The 17,499-nt window shown below is 52.8% G+C and carries 13 protein-coding genes; 7 read left to right on the forward strand and 6 right to left on the reverse strand.

What is annotated here, in order from left to right:
- Positions 1–14 precede the first annotated feature (14 nt).
- Together AB1L42_RS02090 and AB1L42_RS02095 are read right to left on the reverse strand one after the other, a co-directional pair.
- Positions 15–1,328 (reverse strand): Gfo/Idh/MocA family oxidoreductase, encoded by a 1,314-nt coding sequence (locus AB1L42_RS02090; protein WP_367050650.1) that lies wholly within the window; start codon positions 1,326–1,328, stop codon positions 15–17.
- 140 nt (positions 1,329–1,468) lie between these two features.
- A complete protein-coding gene (locus tag AB1L42_RS02095; protein WP_367050652.1) occupies positions 1,469–2,407 on the reverse strand; it encodes a PmoA family protein in 939 nt (312 codons plus the stop codon).
- 481 nt (positions 2,408–2,888) lie between these two features.
- On the opposite strand from AB1L42_RS02095, the gene AB1L42_RS02100 reads away from it, so the two are divergent.
- A complete protein-coding gene (locus tag AB1L42_RS02100) occupies positions 2,889–3,845 on the forward strand; it encodes a PEP-CTERM sorting domain-containing protein (RefSeq protein ID WP_367050654.1) in 957 nt (318 codons plus the stop codon).
- Positions 3,846–4,003: 158 nt separating this feature from the next.
- Here the strand turns inward: AB1L42_RS02100 and AB1L42_RS02105 are convergent, their stop codons facing one another.
- On the reverse strand, positions 4,004–4,960 hold the full coding sequence (locus AB1L42_RS02105; protein WP_367050656.1) for a homocysteine S-methyltransferase family protein: 957 nt from the start codon (positions 4,958–4,960) through the stop codon (positions 4,004–4,006).
- 375 nt (positions 4,961–5,335) lie between these two features.
- Here AB1L42_RS02105 and AB1L42_RS02110 point away from each other — a divergent pair, with 375 nt between their 5' ends.
- On the forward strand, positions 5,336–6,316 hold the full coding sequence (locus AB1L42_RS02110) for an amidohydrolase family protein (RefSeq protein ID WP_367050658.1): 981 nt from the start codon (positions 5,336–5,338) through the stop codon (positions 6,314–6,316).
- 21 nt (positions 6,317–6,337) lie between these two features.
- Here the strand turns inward: AB1L42_RS02110 and AB1L42_RS02115 are convergent, their stop codons facing one another.
- From AB1L42_RS02115 to AB1L42_RS02125, 3 genes are all read right to left on the reverse strand, one after another.
- Positions 6,338–7,528: a pyridoxal phosphate-dependent aminotransferase gene (locus AB1L42_RS02115; protein WP_367050659.1), complete on the reverse strand. Its 1,191-nt coding sequence runs from the start codon at positions 7,526–7,528 to the stop codon at positions 6,338–6,340.
- 214 nt (positions 7,529–7,742) lie between these two features.
- Complete coding sequence (locus AB1L42_RS02120) at positions 7,743–8,291, reverse strand: PspA/IM30 family protein (RefSeq protein WP_367050661.1); 549 nt, start codon at positions 8,289–8,291, stop codon at positions 7,743–7,745.
- A 217-nt stretch (positions 8,292–8,508) separates the two neighbouring features.
- Positions 8,509–9,135 (reverse strand): RNA polymerase sigma factor, encoded by a 627-nt coding sequence (locus tag AB1L42_RS02125; protein ID WP_367050664.1) that lies wholly within the window; start codon positions 9,133–9,135, stop codon positions 8,509–8,511.
- A gap of 208 nt (positions 9,136–9,343) precedes the next feature.
- Between AB1L42_RS02125 and AB1L42_RS02130 the strand changes: the two genes are divergently transcribed.
- The 5 genes from AB1L42_RS02130 to ggt all read left to right on the forward strand — a co-directional run bounded on the left by AB1L42_RS02130 (position 9,344) and on the right by ggt (position 17,491).
- Positions 9,344–10,498: a lactate racemase domain-containing protein gene (locus AB1L42_RS02130; protein ID WP_367050666.1), complete on the forward strand. Its 1,155-nt coding sequence runs from the start codon at positions 9,344–9,346 to the stop codon at positions 10,496–10,498.
- A 252-nt stretch (positions 10,499–10,750) separates the two neighbouring features.
- Positions 10,751–12,889, forward strand: coding sequence for a hypothetical protein (locus tag AB1L42_RS02135; RefSeq protein WP_367050668.1), 2,139 nt, complete (start codon positions 10,751–10,753; stop codon positions 12,887–12,889).
- A gap of 292 nt (positions 12,890–13,181) precedes the next feature.
- Positions 13,182–14,549: a sulfatase-like hydrolase/transferase gene (locus AB1L42_RS02140; RefSeq protein ID WP_367050670.1), complete on the forward strand. Its 1,368-nt coding sequence runs from the start codon at positions 13,182–13,184 to the stop codon at positions 14,547–14,549.
- Positions 14,550–14,660: 111 nt separating this feature from the next.
- Positions 14,661–15,770 carry a histidinol-phosphate transaminase gene (gene hisC / locus AB1L42_RS02145; protein ID WP_367050672.1) on the forward strand — a complete coding sequence of 370 codons (1,110 nt, stop codon included), beginning with the start codon at positions 14,661–14,663 and terminating at the stop codon, positions 15,768–15,770.
- Positions 15,771–15,784: 14 nt separating this feature from the next.
- Entirely contained in the window at positions 15,785–17,491 is a 1,707-nt protein-coding gene (ggt, locus tag AB1L42_RS02150; RefSeq protein WP_367050674.1) for a gamma-glutamyltransferase, read from the forward strand.
- Positions 17,492–17,499: the final 8 nt, after the last annotated feature.

Genomic DNA, 17,499 nt, shown 5'->3' on the forward strand with positions numbered 1-17,499 from the left:
AAGCGAGTGAATGTCTATCCCAGATTCGGAATCGACCATCCCTTGCGGTATTCGCGATGAAGGAATTCCGACGCACCTGGGTTTCCTTCACAGACCAACTCTTCGCTGTTCCAGTTGATTTTGCTTTGTGATCGGTAGGCAACATTGCCGAGCAACACGGTTTCGGTAAGTGGTCCAGAGTATTCGAACGGGCAGGATGTCTTTCCGATTCCCGCGACGGCGTTCGTCCATTCCTGATAGTGATTGTGATCACTCATATCCGGCCATTCGTAGTCGGCGAATTTTGCTTTCGGGAAGAGTTCTGGCATCTCAGGAAATCCAACAAACAGATTCCCTTCTGATCCGCGATACAGAACTCCATTCTTCGAGCCTGCCCAGTCCTCCGGGGCATCAAACAACTCTCGATCCGGTTGTCTGCCGGCTTCGTACCAGTGAACGAGAACCTCGTCTGTGGTGTGTTTCGTTCCGGGGAACGTGTATTGAACCTCACACCAAAGCGGCCCACTTTCAGGGCTGGGCTCTGGTCCCTCAGCCATCACGGTTTTCGGAGCCCCCAGTTCCAGTCCATGCACGACGGGATCGAGAAGATGGCATCCCATGTCGCCCAGTGCACCGGTTCCGAAGTCCCACCAGCCACGCCAATGGAAGGGATGATAAAGCGAAGCGACATACGGTCGCTCGGGAGCCACTCCAAGCCACAAATCCCAAGCGACGGTCTTTGGAGCTGGGTCGTGATGTTCAGGACGTGTCAGCCCCTGTTTCCAGAAGTTACCGGGTCGGTCTGTCCAGACGTGAACTTCATGCACTTTTCCCACGACACCTTTGCGGAGAGCATCGACTGCCAGCTTCAAACGAGCAGTTGCGTGATGCTGGATTCCCATTTGAGTCACGACACCCGCTTCTTGAGCGGCTTCAGTGAGAGTTCGTGATTCTTTGACCGAATGAGTCAACGGCTTCTGACCGTAGACATGCTTACCCGCATGAATTGCACTGAGCGTGACAGGAGCGTGCATGTGATCGGGCGTTGAAATGGTCACAGCATCGATGCCGGGCATTTCGAGGAGTTTTCGCCAGTCAGCGAACTTTTTGGCTTTGGGAAATTGCTCACTCGCTTTCAGCAGTCGACCTTCGTCGATGTCACAGATCGCGACAATTTCGTTGCCCTTCGAGCACTCCAGCATGTCGGACCAGCCTTTGCCGCCGACGCCGACACAGGCGATCATTACAGGGTCGTGATTTGTTTGAGCTTGCGCGACGAGAGGTCCAAGGAGGGCAGTGGCTGCGGCGCTTTGAAGGAAGGTCCGTCGATCGAGAAATGGTGAAGTCATGAATTCTCCTGAGGTCATTTCTGGTGAGGGCCACATCATAGAACAAGTTGCCCGCGTCTGTGCACTCGCTGGAAGTGATTGACTCACCATTTTGCGTTGTTTGTTCTGCAACAATCACGCATCAAGATATGTTCCTAAAACTATTCTTTCCCGTTTTGCAACTCATAATGCTGATGTGGACGTTTCGAACGAACCACCTCCAGCCACGGTAGTTTTTTCCATTCTGAAAAGAGCTCATTGGCTGCTGCCGGATCGACGGGGCCATCATGCACATGCAGGAGGTAGCGCAACTTCAATGGTCGCTCCTTTGATGTTTCCAACGGACCGGAGAAGCAAGCGGATGCGCCCATCCACCCATCTTCGCGAACATGCCATTTCGTTGGATGCGAGGGATTCCCAGGGTGATCGAAGTACGTCATGCCGGAGACTGCTTTCGTTTGATTGCCAGCTTCGTCGTAGTCTGCCAATGAACCCGAGTAGTCCATCCAGACGTTCTCCTGACCAAAGAGATCGGGTTCGCCTGTCGCCCCCGAAGCTCCGGTGAGCACTCCGTCTCCAAAATGCACCGAAATCGACTTTGCGACACGGACTGCAAGAAACCCGTAGTTGGTCTTCTGAAACTCGATCATCTCGCTTTCAGGGTGAAAGGTGGACTGCAGATCGAGTGTGTAGCTGGAATCGGGAAGAGAACGAATTTGCACGATCAATTCCTGATGGAGCAGGGGAGTGGGATCGTGACCATCAACCCACTCCAGGCGAACCGCCATTCGGGCCACACCTTCTCCATCTTCGTAAACGAACCACTCTTTCTGGCGAATCTGCGGAAGCCCGTTTGCCCAGAAGTCGATTCCAAGCACACGATGATGTGCGAACCAGACCGACTGATGGTGATCGTGATTGGGAGCACCGGGATGACCCATTCGCGTCAGTGACTGTCTGCTAGAAGAATTCACCGGATAGAAGAACGGACGCGGGTAATGCGATCCAAAATGCCAACGGGTCTTCTCGACTCCATCGATCCGAAAACTGACCTGATCGTCGGGAAGAGGAATGATTTCGCAAAAGGGAATTCGGCTCATCAGCAAGTCTCATCTCGTTTTGGGTCGGAACATCCATCGCCCCCTGCAGCAGACAGTTTCCCTCGCGTTTGTCGACATCTCTTGAACTCAATCGATCTATTCGAAGAGAAGCTCACGAAACGCGCGAACTGATCTCGCTGGGGCCAGAATCGACCTTCATTCGATTCAAGACCGCGTGGAAAAACAACCATCCGCCCCCATGTCACCGTCTCACAGCCCAAGATCGTTCAGATCTCTGAACACGCGTTTCAAGTTCTTAACAACGAAATGCCTCGCAAACTGAACATGGGTTCGCATGCAGTAAGTTTCTGAAAAGGCAAGGGGTAAATCTGCCCAATACTCTCATTTTTCTCAAACTGACGGTTGTAATCGGTAAAACCGATTTCTTAGGGTCAACCTGAAAACGTTGTGTGGCCAGACGGATTGTATATGGCCAGATCCCTTAATTGAGAGAGTCCGCCCAAACATTGAGAGAGAACTCATGAATTGCTTGCTTGAGAAGTTGCGCTTCATTCTTCCAGTATTCAGTTGTGCCTTTCTGCTCCCCGCAATGGCCTTCGCAGACCTGATCGACAATGACGTCCCCGCCGGAACTGTTGGTCATTTTGAAGTGGACGTTGATCCGGGTGGTCAGTCTGAGACCGCGAACATCACTGCGAACGGAGCGATCAGCGGAACAACGACGACGAACGTCGTGTATGAGATGATCAACTACGTTCAAACAGGTGCTGGGGTCTCTGCCCTGAGTGGAACAGGGAGCATCACTACTGAAGACACCTATGTCAGCAGCGGTTCATTTGTCGGCTCGAACGGTAATACGGTTTTCTGGCGCTCGACAGCTTCGATCGCTGATGGTGACTCGGCAATGCGAAATGAAATCACATTCACCGTAAACAGCAACGAAACGCTGGGTGATCTCCGATTCATGAACTACCTCGATCAAGATGTTTTCGGTATCACCGACATCTTGTTCACACGTGGTTCACTCGCCGGTGGAGATCTCGAACTCTTTACCGTCGATCAAGATGAAGAGGCCGGAATCAGCCAGAGCGGAGCGTATTCAGACTCTCAAGGTCTTGTAAATTCAACTTTCGAAGGTTGGGCGGCTGACGAATACTCTGACCTGCAAGATGACATCACAGCGGGAACAGCTGCATTCAGTCTGACTGGGGAAGTCGACATGATATCTCTTCCAGCATTCGTCGATCCGACATTCGGCCCAGCTTTCGGACCTGAAGACATCACCACAGCTCTCTCCTGGGTCATCGATCCGAATGCGAGTTCAGCGACTGTGATCACCTACCTTGGCGGAGTGCCAGACGTGATCGACATTCCTCCCACCAATCCAGTTCCTGAACCATCATCCATGGCGTTGCTGGCCATGGGACTGACCGGACTCGGTTGCGCTTCTCGCCGACGTAAGAACGCTGCAAAATAACGTCCGAATCCAACGAACTCAGAAGTGCGATTAAAGATCAACCCGGCGAAGTGACAGCTGTCATCTCGCCGGGTTTGTTTCATTTTCGACTTGCTGCTGTCAACTCGTCGCAAAGATCCGAAGCCGTCGTTCGAGTAAGTCTCGGGCTGTGAAGAATTTCAATCGAGCTTTGCAGCGAAGACTGACTGGCACAGTGCTTCAATGTGCCGATAGTCCGTTCCACAGCATCCGCCAAGCACGTTGATGTTGTGATCGAGATTGTCGAGAAGATGCCGATGCTCCTGGCCGAATTCGTCAGGATTGCCAGAGTCGAGTTCCTCGGATCCATCGAGTTCTTCGTGACTCAATTTCGACGCGTTGGCTCGTAAGCCTCCAATGCGTGATCGCCAGCCGGCTGCACTCGTGAGAGTCTCCGCGAAGTGTGTCGGGTGAGCGCAATTGATCATGTAGTAGGCTGGACACGAACCTGTCTCTTGATCGACCTGCTCAATTGCTTCTCCCAGCGGTTGGCCGCTTGGCAGACGACCATCTGTTTCCACAGTAAATGAAATTGCAACCGGGACGCGAGCATTCTGACTCGCCAGAGCGATTCCAGCCGCTTCCTCTGCATACGTCAGCGTCATTGCAGTGATCATGTCCGCCCCGCCACTGACAAGCGATTGGATTTGCGTTCCGTGATAGTCGGCAGCTTGTTCGGAATTCATCATCGATCCGACAACGTAACCGTCGCCGCGTGGGCCAACGCATCCGCTCACAACTATCGGCTGGCCAGCTTTTTCGTTTTCTTGTCGCAGCCGCAAAAGCATGTCTACCGCCTGACGATTTACCGAGTCAAGTCGACTCAGGTTGTAACCGACTTGATCTGCCCAGTCTCGATTCGCTCGCCAGGTGACACTTTCGAGGAGGAAGCCCAACGAGAATCGATCCGCAATTGCGAGGTACTTCCTGAAGTAGTTCTGCAGATGTTGAATACCAGCATCCTCATCAAGCAGAAGGTATGCGGAATAAGCGGGGATGTCGAAACCATCATGAAAGACGAGCGTCGATTCCAACCCACCGTCGGTGAGCAGCGTACTCCCATTAAGTTGTGGCAGTTGGTTTCGATAGGAACTCATTTAAAAACTCCGTTCACCCAGATGAAATTCGGGGTACTCAAAAACTTGGAAGCGAAGATGCTCTTCGGAGATCGAACGGACTCGTGCATCCTCAAACAAGATGTCGACTCGGAACGACTTCGATCTGTCTTCTCAGAAGCGTATTCATTCTTGACCTGTGACACGATTTTCGGACACGACATCAGAAATCTCCTAAAGCAAGTTGCTCTTTCCTGTGCACTCAAAATCAGAAAACGCCCTAAATGCGTGGATTGAACCTCGATGTGATTCCTGCCATCATCGACCAACCGATGTGACCATGCTGATCGGTCCAGAGCAACACGCTCTCAACATTTTGAAAACCTCGCTTGCATGTCCAAAGAGACTGGTCGAAACATGAATCCAGACCGAGATGTTGACACCGAGCAGAGCGTGAATGTTCGGGATTACAATCGACGAACGTTCTTAAAGTCGACGTCGCTGGCACTCGGGGTGAGCTTTGGCTTTTCGAAGATCTTTGCAGAGGACAATATGAAGTCAGGCTTCATCGACTGTCATTCCCATGTCTGGACAGATGACATTGAGTTATATCCTCTTCAGGGAACACAGACAGCCGCAGACTTAAAACCTCGAACGTTCACACCTGAAGAACTGCTTGCCATTGCCGAGCCGGTCGGTGTCAGTCGTGTGGTGCTAATTCAACACACAGTTTACCACGACAAAGACAACTCATATCTCGTTGACACCATCAAACATTTCCCCGGTCGTTTCTCCGGAGTTGCTTGCGTCGAACCAAGATCAGAAAACCTTTCAGATTCACTGGTCAGTCTCCACGATTCTGGTTGCCGCGGACTTCGAATTCGCCCGGGAGATGGGGGCGTCAAACTTTGGAGCGACTCTGAGGGAATGAAGGAGATGTGGCGCCGTGGCCCAGAGATTGGGCTGGCCATGTGTCCGCTCATCAACCCGGAGTACCTGCCGGAAGTCGATCGCATGTGCCAGTCGTTTCCAGAGACGACAGTTGTCATCGACCACTTCGCCCGAATTGGAATCGACGGAACGATTCGTCAGTCCGATCTCGACAACCTGCTGCAGCTTGCCAGATTCTCCAACGTGTTCGTCAAAGTTTCTGCGTTTTACGCACTGGGAGAAAAACAGCCTCCCCATCGCGAACTCGTTCCGATGATCCGTCAACTCTATGACAAATTCGGACCGCAACGACTGATGTGGGGAAGCGACTGTCCTTATCAACTGACTTCGCCGAACAACTACAACGATTCACTGGCGCTGATCACAGATCGAATCGACTTCTTGAGCGCAGACGACAAAGACTGGATTCTCAAAAAGTCCGCCGAATCGGTCTTCTTCTCGAATTGAGAAAAAGTTCCTCGCAGCCAACTAGCCAGCGAGGAATTTTTCGAGCTGGTTGATACCTTCTTCGAGTGTTTTCAGATCGGTTGCGAATGACAATCGGACATAACCCGGAGCACCAAAGGCATCGCCGGTGACGAGTCCGACATGAGCCTGTTCGAGAGCTGCGGTGCAGAACTCGGTTGCATCATTCACAACGACGCCACCCTGCAGCGGTTTTCCGAAGAACTTGCTGACATCGAAAAATGCGTAGAACGCTCCTCCGGGAGTCGCGAAGCTCAGTCCATCGATGTTGCCCAAGCGTTCAAGGACGTATTTGCGACGTTCAGCGAAGTGCTTCAACATCTCCTGCACGCACTCTTGAGGTCCGTTCAGGGCAGCTTCTGCGGCAATCTGGCTGATACTGCACGGATTTGAAGTTTGCTGGCTTTGGAGGTTGCTCATGGCCTTCGTGACATCGACCGGAGCAAGAGTCCAACCGATTCGCCAACCGGTCATGGCGTAAGCTTTACTGACTCCACTGACGATGATGGTCAAGTCTTTGACGTCTTCGCCGAATGAGGCAAACGACCGGAACTCGGCACCTTCGTAGATCAAGTGCTCGTAGATTTCATCAGAGAGAACGGGAATCTGGCGTTCGACGGCAACTCTCGCGAGAGCCTCCAGCGTTTCAACCGGGTAGGCCGCTCCGGTCGGATTGCATGGGTTGTTCAACATCATCAGTCGGGTCTTGTCTGTGATCGCAGACTCGAACTGTTCGGCTGAGAGACAGAATCCACTTTCCTGTGTCGTCGGAACAAGAACAGGTGTCGCGCCGGTCAGTTCGACGAGTGCGCTATAGCTCACCCAATAAGGTGTTGGGATGATCACTTCGTCGCCAGGACCGCACAGGGCAGACAGAACATTGTGGATCGAATGCTTCGCCCCGTTGGAAACGACAACTTGCGAGGGTTGATAGCTGAGGTTGTAGTCCCGCTGGTAGCGGTCGCAAATTGCCTGCTTCAGGCTGGGAGTCCCGGCAGCTGGGGTGTAGTGAGTTTCTCCGGCGTCAATCGCCTGCTTGGCTGCGTCGCAAATGTGCTCGGGAGTTGTGAAGTCCGGCTCTCCCAGCGTGAATTCGTAGACCTTAACTCCAGATGCCTTAAGTTCTTTGGCTTTCGTCGCAGCAGCGATTGTGGCGGACGGTTTGAGAGTTTGGACAGCCTTGGAGAGTCGCATGGTTCGGAATCACAACGCTAGAAGGAATAAAGCATCACTGCTGGGTTCATACACTCCCCAGTCAGCTGGATCTTCAGAGAACGAGAGTCCTGAAGTCGAGAAAAGTTCGCAATTCGCACGATAGTCGTCGAAGTCTTTTCCCGGTCAAGCTTCGGGCCGTCAGAACTCACATGTTTTGTCAAGAAAAGTGCAGTGAGATTGCGAAGATCGACGCTTACTTGGCCTGCATTTGCTTCCGGAGAGCTTCGAGTTCGGCATCGACTTTCGACTTTTTCTCAGCGACCGCTGGCGTTTCGGGATCAGCGCCCGTGCTCGATGCGACGTCAGCTTCTTGCGTCTCGGAATCAAGGCTGCGCAAACGACGGCGTCCGTCAGCGAGGCGAGCCTGAAGAGCATTTAGAATCGTTTTGAGATGATCTCGAGTGGAAACCGCGGCAGCGAGTTGTTGTTCAAGCCCCGCGATGAGGTCTTCGACTTCGTGCTTGCGTTCCAGGGCGGAACGTGCCTGATTTTCATTTCCGCTGGCGAGTGCGTTTTGTGCTTCCAGAACCCATTGTTCGGCCTGTTGTCGCTGCTCACCGATTTCGACTTCGAGACGTGAAACGTTCGTGGAAGCCGTCCCGACGCTTCTTTCCGCTCCGGCGAGCCCCTCCGTCATTTCAAAGATGATCTCTTTGAGAACCGCTTCCTTGTCGTCTGCATGCTCCAGGATGGAAGTGAGGTTGCATGTCACGATATCTGTTAATCGGCTGAAATATGGCATCTTTTAGGTATCCCGAACACCCGCTTTCATGGGCAAAGTGAATTGTCAAACGTCAAAGTTTTCATCGCGGATCAATCAGATTCGGTTTCCGAGATAATTTCGATCATTCGATCAACAGTGTGCCTGACTGAAAAACATTGTAAAGAGTTTGTTCGAGTGTTTTCTGCGGTTGATTCTTGTCGACTGCGAACATTCCATCGAATCTGGCCGATCAAACTCAGGTTGTTGTAAATCCTTGAAGCCCTTGCGGGCCAATTCCACGAGCATGAAGCTTGTCGGCGAGCTTCTCTCGAGCCAGCCTCAGACGACTCTTGCAAGTCGCCAACGGAACTTCCATCACTTCCGAAACCTCGGGGAGACTCAGTTCTGAATAATGGTGAAGCACAAATGTCTGTCTTTGATCGTCAGGAATCTCGGCGAGAAGTTCGTCGATCAACGAGGCAAACTCGACATGCTGCACGCGTTCTTCTGGCTGAAAGATCTCCTCAGCAATACGATTCAGGGCGTTGTCTTCAGTTTGCGGTTGCCACTTGACCGCTTGCACCAAGGCATCGTTTGTGCGACGACGAACACTATCGATCAACAGGTTTCGAGCAATTCGAAACATCCAGCCTCGAAATCGTCCGAGTGGCAAATAGTCCCACGCTTGATTATAGACCTTGAGCAGGGTTTCCTGGGCGAGATCTTCAGAAAGTTGGACGTCGCGGGTATTGCGAAGAAAAAACCCGACTAACATCCCCTGATACCGTTCGACGATATCGTTGAACGCATCGAGAGTTCCTGCCTGAATCAGGATCATCAATTCGTCGTCGGTCATGTTCTCGTGGGAAATCCGGTCTGTCATGGTGAACAGAGATAATAATCATTGATGCCGACGGGAATCAAAGCAGTCACCTCGATTGTTTTTGTGAACACTAATCGATTCAAATGCAGCTTTGAGACAACCTTTCCAGCGGTAGGCGCTTCAATCCAACATGAGTAACGAACTGATTTCATTGCATTGCACATTCGGATCAAACGGTTCGTTTCGTGGAGAGATTCTGGACAAGCGGATGCAGTTCCATTTCCTTCCGCGTCCGGACGTGGGAGACGTTGCGAGTGCCATTCGCGACGCATTGGCAAATCCCATCGACTTTCCAACGGTTCAGAAAGCCTGTGTTCCCGGCGACAAGGTTTTGATCGCTCTCGATCCCGAAACGCCTCGGGCAGATGCGATTATCGCGATGCTCTGGAAAGAATTGTCGAAAGCTGGAGTGTCGCCGGAAGATGTCACGATCCTTCAGGCGAAAGCCCGTTCGGGGTTAGAAGTCAACGATCCTCGCGTGCTGCTTGCGCCTGATCCGCGTTCAAAAATTGAGTGGGTCCGCCACGATCCTGAGTCCGAAGAGGGGATTTCGTATCTGGCGTCGTCGAGCGGCGGACAGCGAATTTACCTCGCAAGCAGTGTTGTGCATGCCGATTTCGTGATCGCTGTCGGCGTGGCGGGTTTCGATCCTCTCATGGGATTCCGTGGGGAATCGGGAGTCTTGTACCCAGCCTTGTCCAATGCTGAGGCAATTGAGCAAGCCGTCGGACAAGGACACGACGAACTCACCCCTCAGGATCAGCGGCCGCTGCGGCAACTCGCTGATGAAGTTGGCTGGCTGCTGGGGATGCAGTTTGTCGTCAGCGTCATTCCCGGTCATGGAGACGCAATTCAAGCGGTCTTCGCAGGGGCAAGCGACGCTGTTGCCAGAACCGCTCGTAAAGAACTTGTCGAGACATGTCTCGTTGAGTTGGAACAGCGGGTGGAAATGGTCCTCATCGCCATCGAGTCCGGACCCGCTGGTCAGGATTGGGATCAGGTTGCTGAAGCAGTTAATTCAGCTCGACGAATTGTTGACCGTGAAGGGCGGATCATCGTACTGACGCAACTCGACCAGAAGCTCACTGAAGCGATTGAGTTGATGCGGCAAGCCCGCACTCCGGAAGAAGCGATTCAGATGCTGGAAAGCAATCGTCCACACGGTTATCAGGCAGCGATTCAACTTGCCAAAGTCGCAGACTGGGCGAACGTTTATCTCCGTAGCGAGCTGCCATCGCACATCGTGGAAGAGCTGTTCATGATCCCTCTCGAAAGCGATGAAGAAGTCCAGAAACTGATTCAAAGCGACGATTCGATCGCCGTCATCGAGAGTGCTCAAAAGGTCTTCACCATCTGTCAGTGATCCTCGAAGACTCGCGATTGCTTCCTGAAGGACAGTGAACTTCTGTGTCGACCAGTACTTGATCCGTCAGGGACAGTTGGATTGCGCTGGAACGAAACGGATCAATGAAGTTCAATTGGACTGGTTTTTCCACTGTTGAGATGCGAAACTGAGCCCGTGTTATTCCTGCCGGTTCAATTGGCAGAAATTGTGGCTTTCAGGGTAGCGGCAAAGTTTATGTCGCAGCGTTCGACGATGTGGAGAACACAGAGAATGTCAGAGCATCAGCGAGAGCATCTAAAATTGTCATCGCATCTTTTATTCGCACTCTGCCTGGCATGTGTCGTGGCGGTGGGATGCGGTGGAGGTGATGATGCAAGCAGCACTGCTGCATCGAACTCGACGCCAGCAGCCGACACTTCCAGCAGTCGAGAAAGCGTATCCGAAGATACCGCAGCGGAAGCACCGGGGGAGAGTGAAGAGTCACCCCAGTCGAATGAAATGGCTTCTGCTGGTGGACCTCCTGGTGGCGGGGAACATGGAGACTCTGGAGGAGGTTACAATCCTGGCTACTCAAGCGATGACGACGACGGTGATGACTACAACGGCTACAACCCAGGTTACGATGGAGGAAGTTATCCCGGGAACCAATCTCGGAAGCCGCCTCGTCCGGAAAACACCGCTGAATGGACTCCCGAACAAGTCACCGAGGCAATTGCCGAAGGTGATGTGAAAGTCATCCCAGTTTTCGAAACGTTCTCAAAAACTCAACCCGCCGACGCGGAAGCCGTCAAACAGTTCGAATTGTGGATTGCCGCACTGACAGCTGAACCGGAAACCAATTCCAGCGCGAACAGTGGATACCGCGGAGGGTATGACGGAGGCGATGATGGAAGCTACGGTTATCAGAATCGTGGTCGTCAGCAAGCCAGTCCGAAATCACAAATTGCTGCTTCACTCATCGATTTGCTGGCTCAAAACGGGACAAAAGAAGCCTACACCGTCATTCAGAATGTCTTCAGCGGGACAACGGAGTTGGGGCTTGAGGAAGGCGAGTCGGTCAAGATCGCCATGAACGCGTTGCTTCGAAATATCCCTCACCCGAACAATCCGACTCGACAACTCTTGTGGACAGCACTCACTCAGTCCGATGCAGCAGCCACATCACCGTTCGCGGACCGAGCCGTCGCTCTGCACATCGGTCTCGCAACTTCGGCGATGGATGCACTCGTCGGTGTCCCGAAAGATCCGGTCGAGCCAAGACAAACTTCGCAGTACAACAGCTACGATGACTACGGAGACAGCGCCGGTTACGACAGCAACTACAACCCCGATGGTGGTCCGTCCTCGATGGCTCAAGCACCTCGGCCGCAGGTGAAAGCGGAACCGATCGAAGTTGAATCTATTCCGCTTTCACAAGAGGATGCTGAGTCAATCGTGACTTACCTCTGGACTCCTGAGTTCGTGCAGTTTGCTGCTCAGAACATGGAAAAGAATCCTGAGTCAACAGAAGCACTCTTGCTGGCCGCGCAAATCCCGGCAGTTCAAACTCGAGATGCACTCAGAAGCTTCTTCGCAGAACACAACCTGAAATCACCAGCAGTTCTAATTGCTCAGGAAGCCTTCGAGAAACATCTGCACGATCCCGCAATCCACTTACTGACCAAATCACAAACGCGGGAAGAGCGACCGGAAGCCAATCCCAGAACAGGACAGGGCAACAATCGTCAGTCCGCGTTTCGACCCCGTAAGAACGATGAACCTGATCCAGATCGAGAAGCCCGGATTGAAGCTGGCTATGCCTGGCTCGATGCCAGCGAACAAAGCCTGATCGGCCTGATGGATCGGATGAAACTCGCATCGACAACTGAAAACGCGACCCCTTATCAACCGGCAGAAATTCCGCTGGACCTGCATCGTAACGCTGAGGTGACCGCCTCACACCGCTTCGAAATTCCAGTCGCTGGGAGCGATTCGAGCGGTCTCGCTCCGCTCGAAAAGACGATCGTCAACTACGTCCGCATCGAGTCATCCGAGTTGAACAACACAACAGTTCAACACTACCGCAACGCAGTTCGTGGCGAAGAAGTTCGTACGATTCTCAACGGCAACGGAATGTGGCTCGACGCTGGAGTCAAGAAGGACCGAAAGTCTGACGACCTCCAAAGCGTTGACGTTCTCCTCTCCCGAAACAAGGCGCGCGGTCAAGTTGCTGACCTGATGCAAAAGCCCGCTCAAAATGCCCCTGGAAGTCCCCAAAACTCAGGTGGATACAATGATTCCTCCAACTACGATGGAGGCTATGGAGGAGGACAGCGAGGCGGTTCGGGCGGAGAATTCGTCGTTGAAATTCTCGTCGTGCAAGTTCCAGATACAGCCACGGAAGACGCACAAGTCTCATCCACCGAGTAATCATGTTGGTAATCACAATCGCGAGGCCACTTCTTGTCTAGGAGTGGTCTCTTTAGTGGGACAGGCATCCTTACCTCCGCTCCCAACTTCCTTCCTGATCGAAAACGAATTGGATTCATCGACTATGCTTTTGCCATGCGATGGATAACTTCTCCACACAAATCACGCCCGCTTTTCGTACTTGCCGCACGCCCCACCGATTCAAATTCCAAGTCGTTTTCCAAATCGATCCTGAAACACTGAATCGCTCTGATCTCAGAATCTGAACCTCGATAAACAACTCAGAACAGAAATGGCTCGCATGTTCTCACAGCAACGGAAATTGCTCATCCTGTTGGTCGGAGTCTTTAGTTTTTGGGGGCAAAGTCCTCAAGATGTGAACGCCGCACCTCCCAACGTTGTGCTCATCTACACCGACGATCAGGGGAGTTTTGACGCGAATTGTTATGGGTCGGAAGACCTCGTTACCCCCACTCAGGATCTGCTCGCCGAAACGGGGGTTCGGTTCACGCAGATGTATTCTCCGTCGGCGATTTGTTCCGCTTCACGAGCTGGGCTGATGACCGGACGTTTTCCTGCCCGAGCCGGAGTTCCGGGAAACGTCTCATCGACGCACGGACATGCCGGGATGCCTCCCAGCGAAGTGACCATTGCCGAAGCACTCAAGGCTGCCGGTTACCGAACCGGTCACGTCGGAAAATGGCACCTGGGGTATGATGAAGCCACGATGCCGAATGGTCAGGGTTTTGACTTCTCGTACGGCCATATGGGCGGATGCATCGACAACTACTCTCACTTCTTCTACTGGGCGGGTCCGAATCGTCACGATCTCTGGCGAAACGGGGAAGAAATCTGGGAGGATGGACAATTCTTCCCTGACCTAATGGTTCGCGAGTGCAAAGACTTCATCGGCCAGGAACCGGATCAACCATTCTTTCTGTATTGGGCGATCAATGTCCCGCATTACCCGATGCAGGGGACCGAACGATGGAGAGAGGTTTACAAGGACCTGCCCGCTCCACGTCGAATGTATGCAGAGTTCGTTTCAACGATGGATGAGAAAGTGGGCGAAGTTCTCGACTTTCTCGATGAGCAAGGGATGAGAGAAAACACGATTGTGATTCTGCAGTCTGACCACGGTCACTCGACCGAAGAACGAGCGTTTTTCGGAGGCGGCAATGCCGGAAATCTTCGCGGAGCCAAAGGCTGCCTCTTTGAGGGGGGAGTTCGCGTTCCGAGCTTTATTTCCTGGCCAGAGAAGATTCCTCAGGGCGAAGTCCGCGACCAGATGGTTTTCGGTTGTGACTGGTATCCAACAATTCTTGAATTGTGCGACGTTGAACCGGTTGATCATCACCTCGATGGAAAGAGCATCGCTAGCGTTGTCATCAAAAACGAAGCGTCCCCTCACGAAGAATTGTTCTGGCAACTTGGGTCTGGGAATAAGCCGCAACTCGCACTCCGATCCGGACAATGGAAATTGCTGATTCATCCTCAAGACCGAAGCGATAAAGGCGAACTCACCGCCGATGACGATGTCTTTCTGGTGAATCTCCAAAGCGATCCTGAAGAGATGACCAATGTGGCGAAACAACACCCTGACGTCGTTCAAGAATTGACCGCCCGCATCGAAACGTTGCGTGAGGACTGGCAAGAGTAGACGATCTCGTCACAATGGGTCACTGTGACCTTGTCGCTAAAGGTCACAGTGATTGTGTGAAATCGGCTCAACTGCCTGTTCCTTTAGTTCTCTCGTGAAAGACACTGTTTAATGACGTCACTGTTCCGGCCCGATGTTGAAGCCCTTGCTGGTTACACCCCTGGAGAACAACCTCAAGAAACTGGATGGGTCAAGCTCAACACCAACGAAAACCCATATCCTCCGTCGCCAACAGTTGTTGCGGCGATCAAGCAAGCAGCGGAGGGTCGGCTGAATGTTTATCCCGATCCATTGGGGCGGAAGTTCTGCCAGGTTGCGGCGGAGGTTTACGGAGTCGATCCCGACTGGATTCTCCCTGCGAACGGCAGTGACGAAAACCTGACCATTCTCGTTCGAGCGTTTGCCGACAAGAACGATCTGATCGCGTACCCGTACCCGAGTTACGTTCTGTACGAAACTCTTGCCGAAATTCAAGGAACACGCAGAGCCCGGCTGCAACTCAATGAGGACTGGTCCTGGGATTTACAGCGAAATCGACCGCTGATCGAACAAGCGAAAATGCTGTTTCTTCCGAATCCAAATTCTCCTTCAGGGAATTCGTGGTCGCTGGACTGCATTCAGAAACTCGTTCCGCCGAACGGAGTGCTGGTTCACGATGAAGCTTACGGCGACTTCGCTGCGAATCCGCATCGTATGGAACTTCTCCGTTCCGAGGTGGGCAATCAGGTTGTTGTGACCAAGACTCTCAGCAAATCTTACAGCCTCGCCGGATTACGCTTCGGTTTTTGCATCGCCCAGCCCGACTTGATTCGCGGAATGCGAAAAGTCAAGGACAGCTACAACTGCGACATGATTGCCATGGCAGCCGCTGAAGCAGCACTGCGTGATCAGGACTGGATGCTTGCCAACCGAAACAAGATTCTCAACACGCGCACCCAGCTTGAAGCTGCTTTGACTAAGTTGGGATTTGACGTTGTTCCAAGCGATGCCAACTTCGTTTGGGCCACGCATCCGGTGCTCAAGCACCAGACGATTTACGAAGGGCTCAAAGCTCGCAAAGTCCTGATTCGATTCATGCAGTTCCCTGGTGGAATTGAGCCGTGCGATCGATACCCCGATGGAAAACTCGACGGTTTGCGAATCACAGTGGGCACGGACGAAGAGATTCAGAGTTTTCTGAAAACACTTCGAGTTGTCATCGACGAGTCAGCATCGACTTAATTCGGGAGCAAGTGATGGTCTTTCCGCGACACCTCTTCTCAACCACACTCAGTGTGCTTCTGGCAATTGTCTGGTTAAGCACATCACTCTCTGCGGGAAGCATCCCGGAACGGTTTTCGAGTTGTGCGGTGGTCACGCAGAGCGAACTTGCTTCACAAGTCGGCCGGGATGTGATGCGAGATGGAGGAAATGCCATCGACGCGGCAGTGGCAAGCGCATTTGCCATGGCCGTCACTCATCCCGCAGCCGGAAATATCGGCGGAGGTGGGTTTCTCGTTTATCGCGCAGCGGACGGTTCCACGACAACCTACGACTTTCGAGAAGTTGCTCCTCGCAGCGCGACTGCAGAAATGTGGATCGACGAGGATGGAAAATATGATCGAGATCGCCATCACTCCAGCGCGCTGGCTGTCGGAGTTCCCGGTTCAGTGGCAGGACTTCATCTCGCCTGGAGCGAACATGGAAAACTTCCGTGGAAACGGCTTGTCGAACCTGCCATCCAACTCGCTGACGAAGGCTTCGAAGTAACACCCGGCTTGGCACACTCACTCGCTGAATCTCACGACCGGTTCAAAATTTCACAAGCTTCCCTCGATCAATTCACCAATAACGGCGAGTTATTCGCAGTAGGAGACCGACTCGTTCAAAAGGACCTGGCACGATCACTTGAGCGAATTGCTCTCGAAGGCCCCGCCGGATTTTACGAGGGAAAGACTGCCGATTTGATTGTGGAACAGATGCAGGCAATGGGCGGCCTGATCGACCACGAAGATCTCAAAGCTTATCGCCCCGTGCAGCGATCTCCGGTGACCGGCACGTATCGAGGACACAAGATTATCTCAATGCCGCCCCCCAGTTCCGGTGGTGTGACGTTGATTCAGATGCTGAACATTCTTGAACACGTCAACCTGAGAGAGTTCGGTGCCGGCTCTGCAAACTCGTTACACTGGATGGCAGAGTCGATGCGGTTGGCGTACCTCGACCGGGCGCGTCATTTGGGTGACCCCGACTTCGTCGATGATCAACCGGTCGAGCTGTTGATCTCAAAACCATACGCCCAAGAGCAGCATTCAAAGATCTCCCCAGAACAAGCGGGTGTCTCTGAGATCAAACAAATTCAGATGCTGCAGGAAAGTCCGGAAACAACACACTTGTCGGTCGTCGATGGTCAACGAAACGCTGTCGCACTGACAACAACCCTCGAGTACAGCTACGGCTCTGGAATCGTCGTTGCTGGAGGAGGGTTCCTCCTGAACAACGAAATGGGAGACTTCAATCCTGTCGAAGGAGTGACAACTCTCACCGGACAAATCGGAAGCCAGGCGAATCTGACCGCTCCGGGCAAACGAATGCTCTCCAGCATGACTCCAACGATTGTAGAACGAGACGGAGAACTTTTGATGGTCACCGGCAGTCCCGGCGGTCGGACGATCATCAACACCGTTCTGCAGACAATCATCAATGTCATCGATCACGAGATGAATGCTCAAGACGCAGTCAATTACGGACGCATTCACCAACAATGGCTTCCCGATCGAATTCAATACGAACGTAACGCCTTCTCACCGGACACGCTTAACTTACTGCTCGAACGAGGGCACGTTCTCGATCAACTCGGGGCACAAGGGTCGGCGCAAATCATCGTCGTTGATCCGAAAAACAAAGAGCTTCAGACTGGGGTCGACCACCGTCGACCTGGAGCTGCGGCAGCTGGATTCTGATGGCGAGA

The organism is Thalassoglobus sp. JC818, assembly GCF_040717535.1.
Classification (GTDB): Bacteria; Planctomycetota; Planctomycetia; order Planctomycetales; family Planctomycetaceae; genus Thalassoglobus.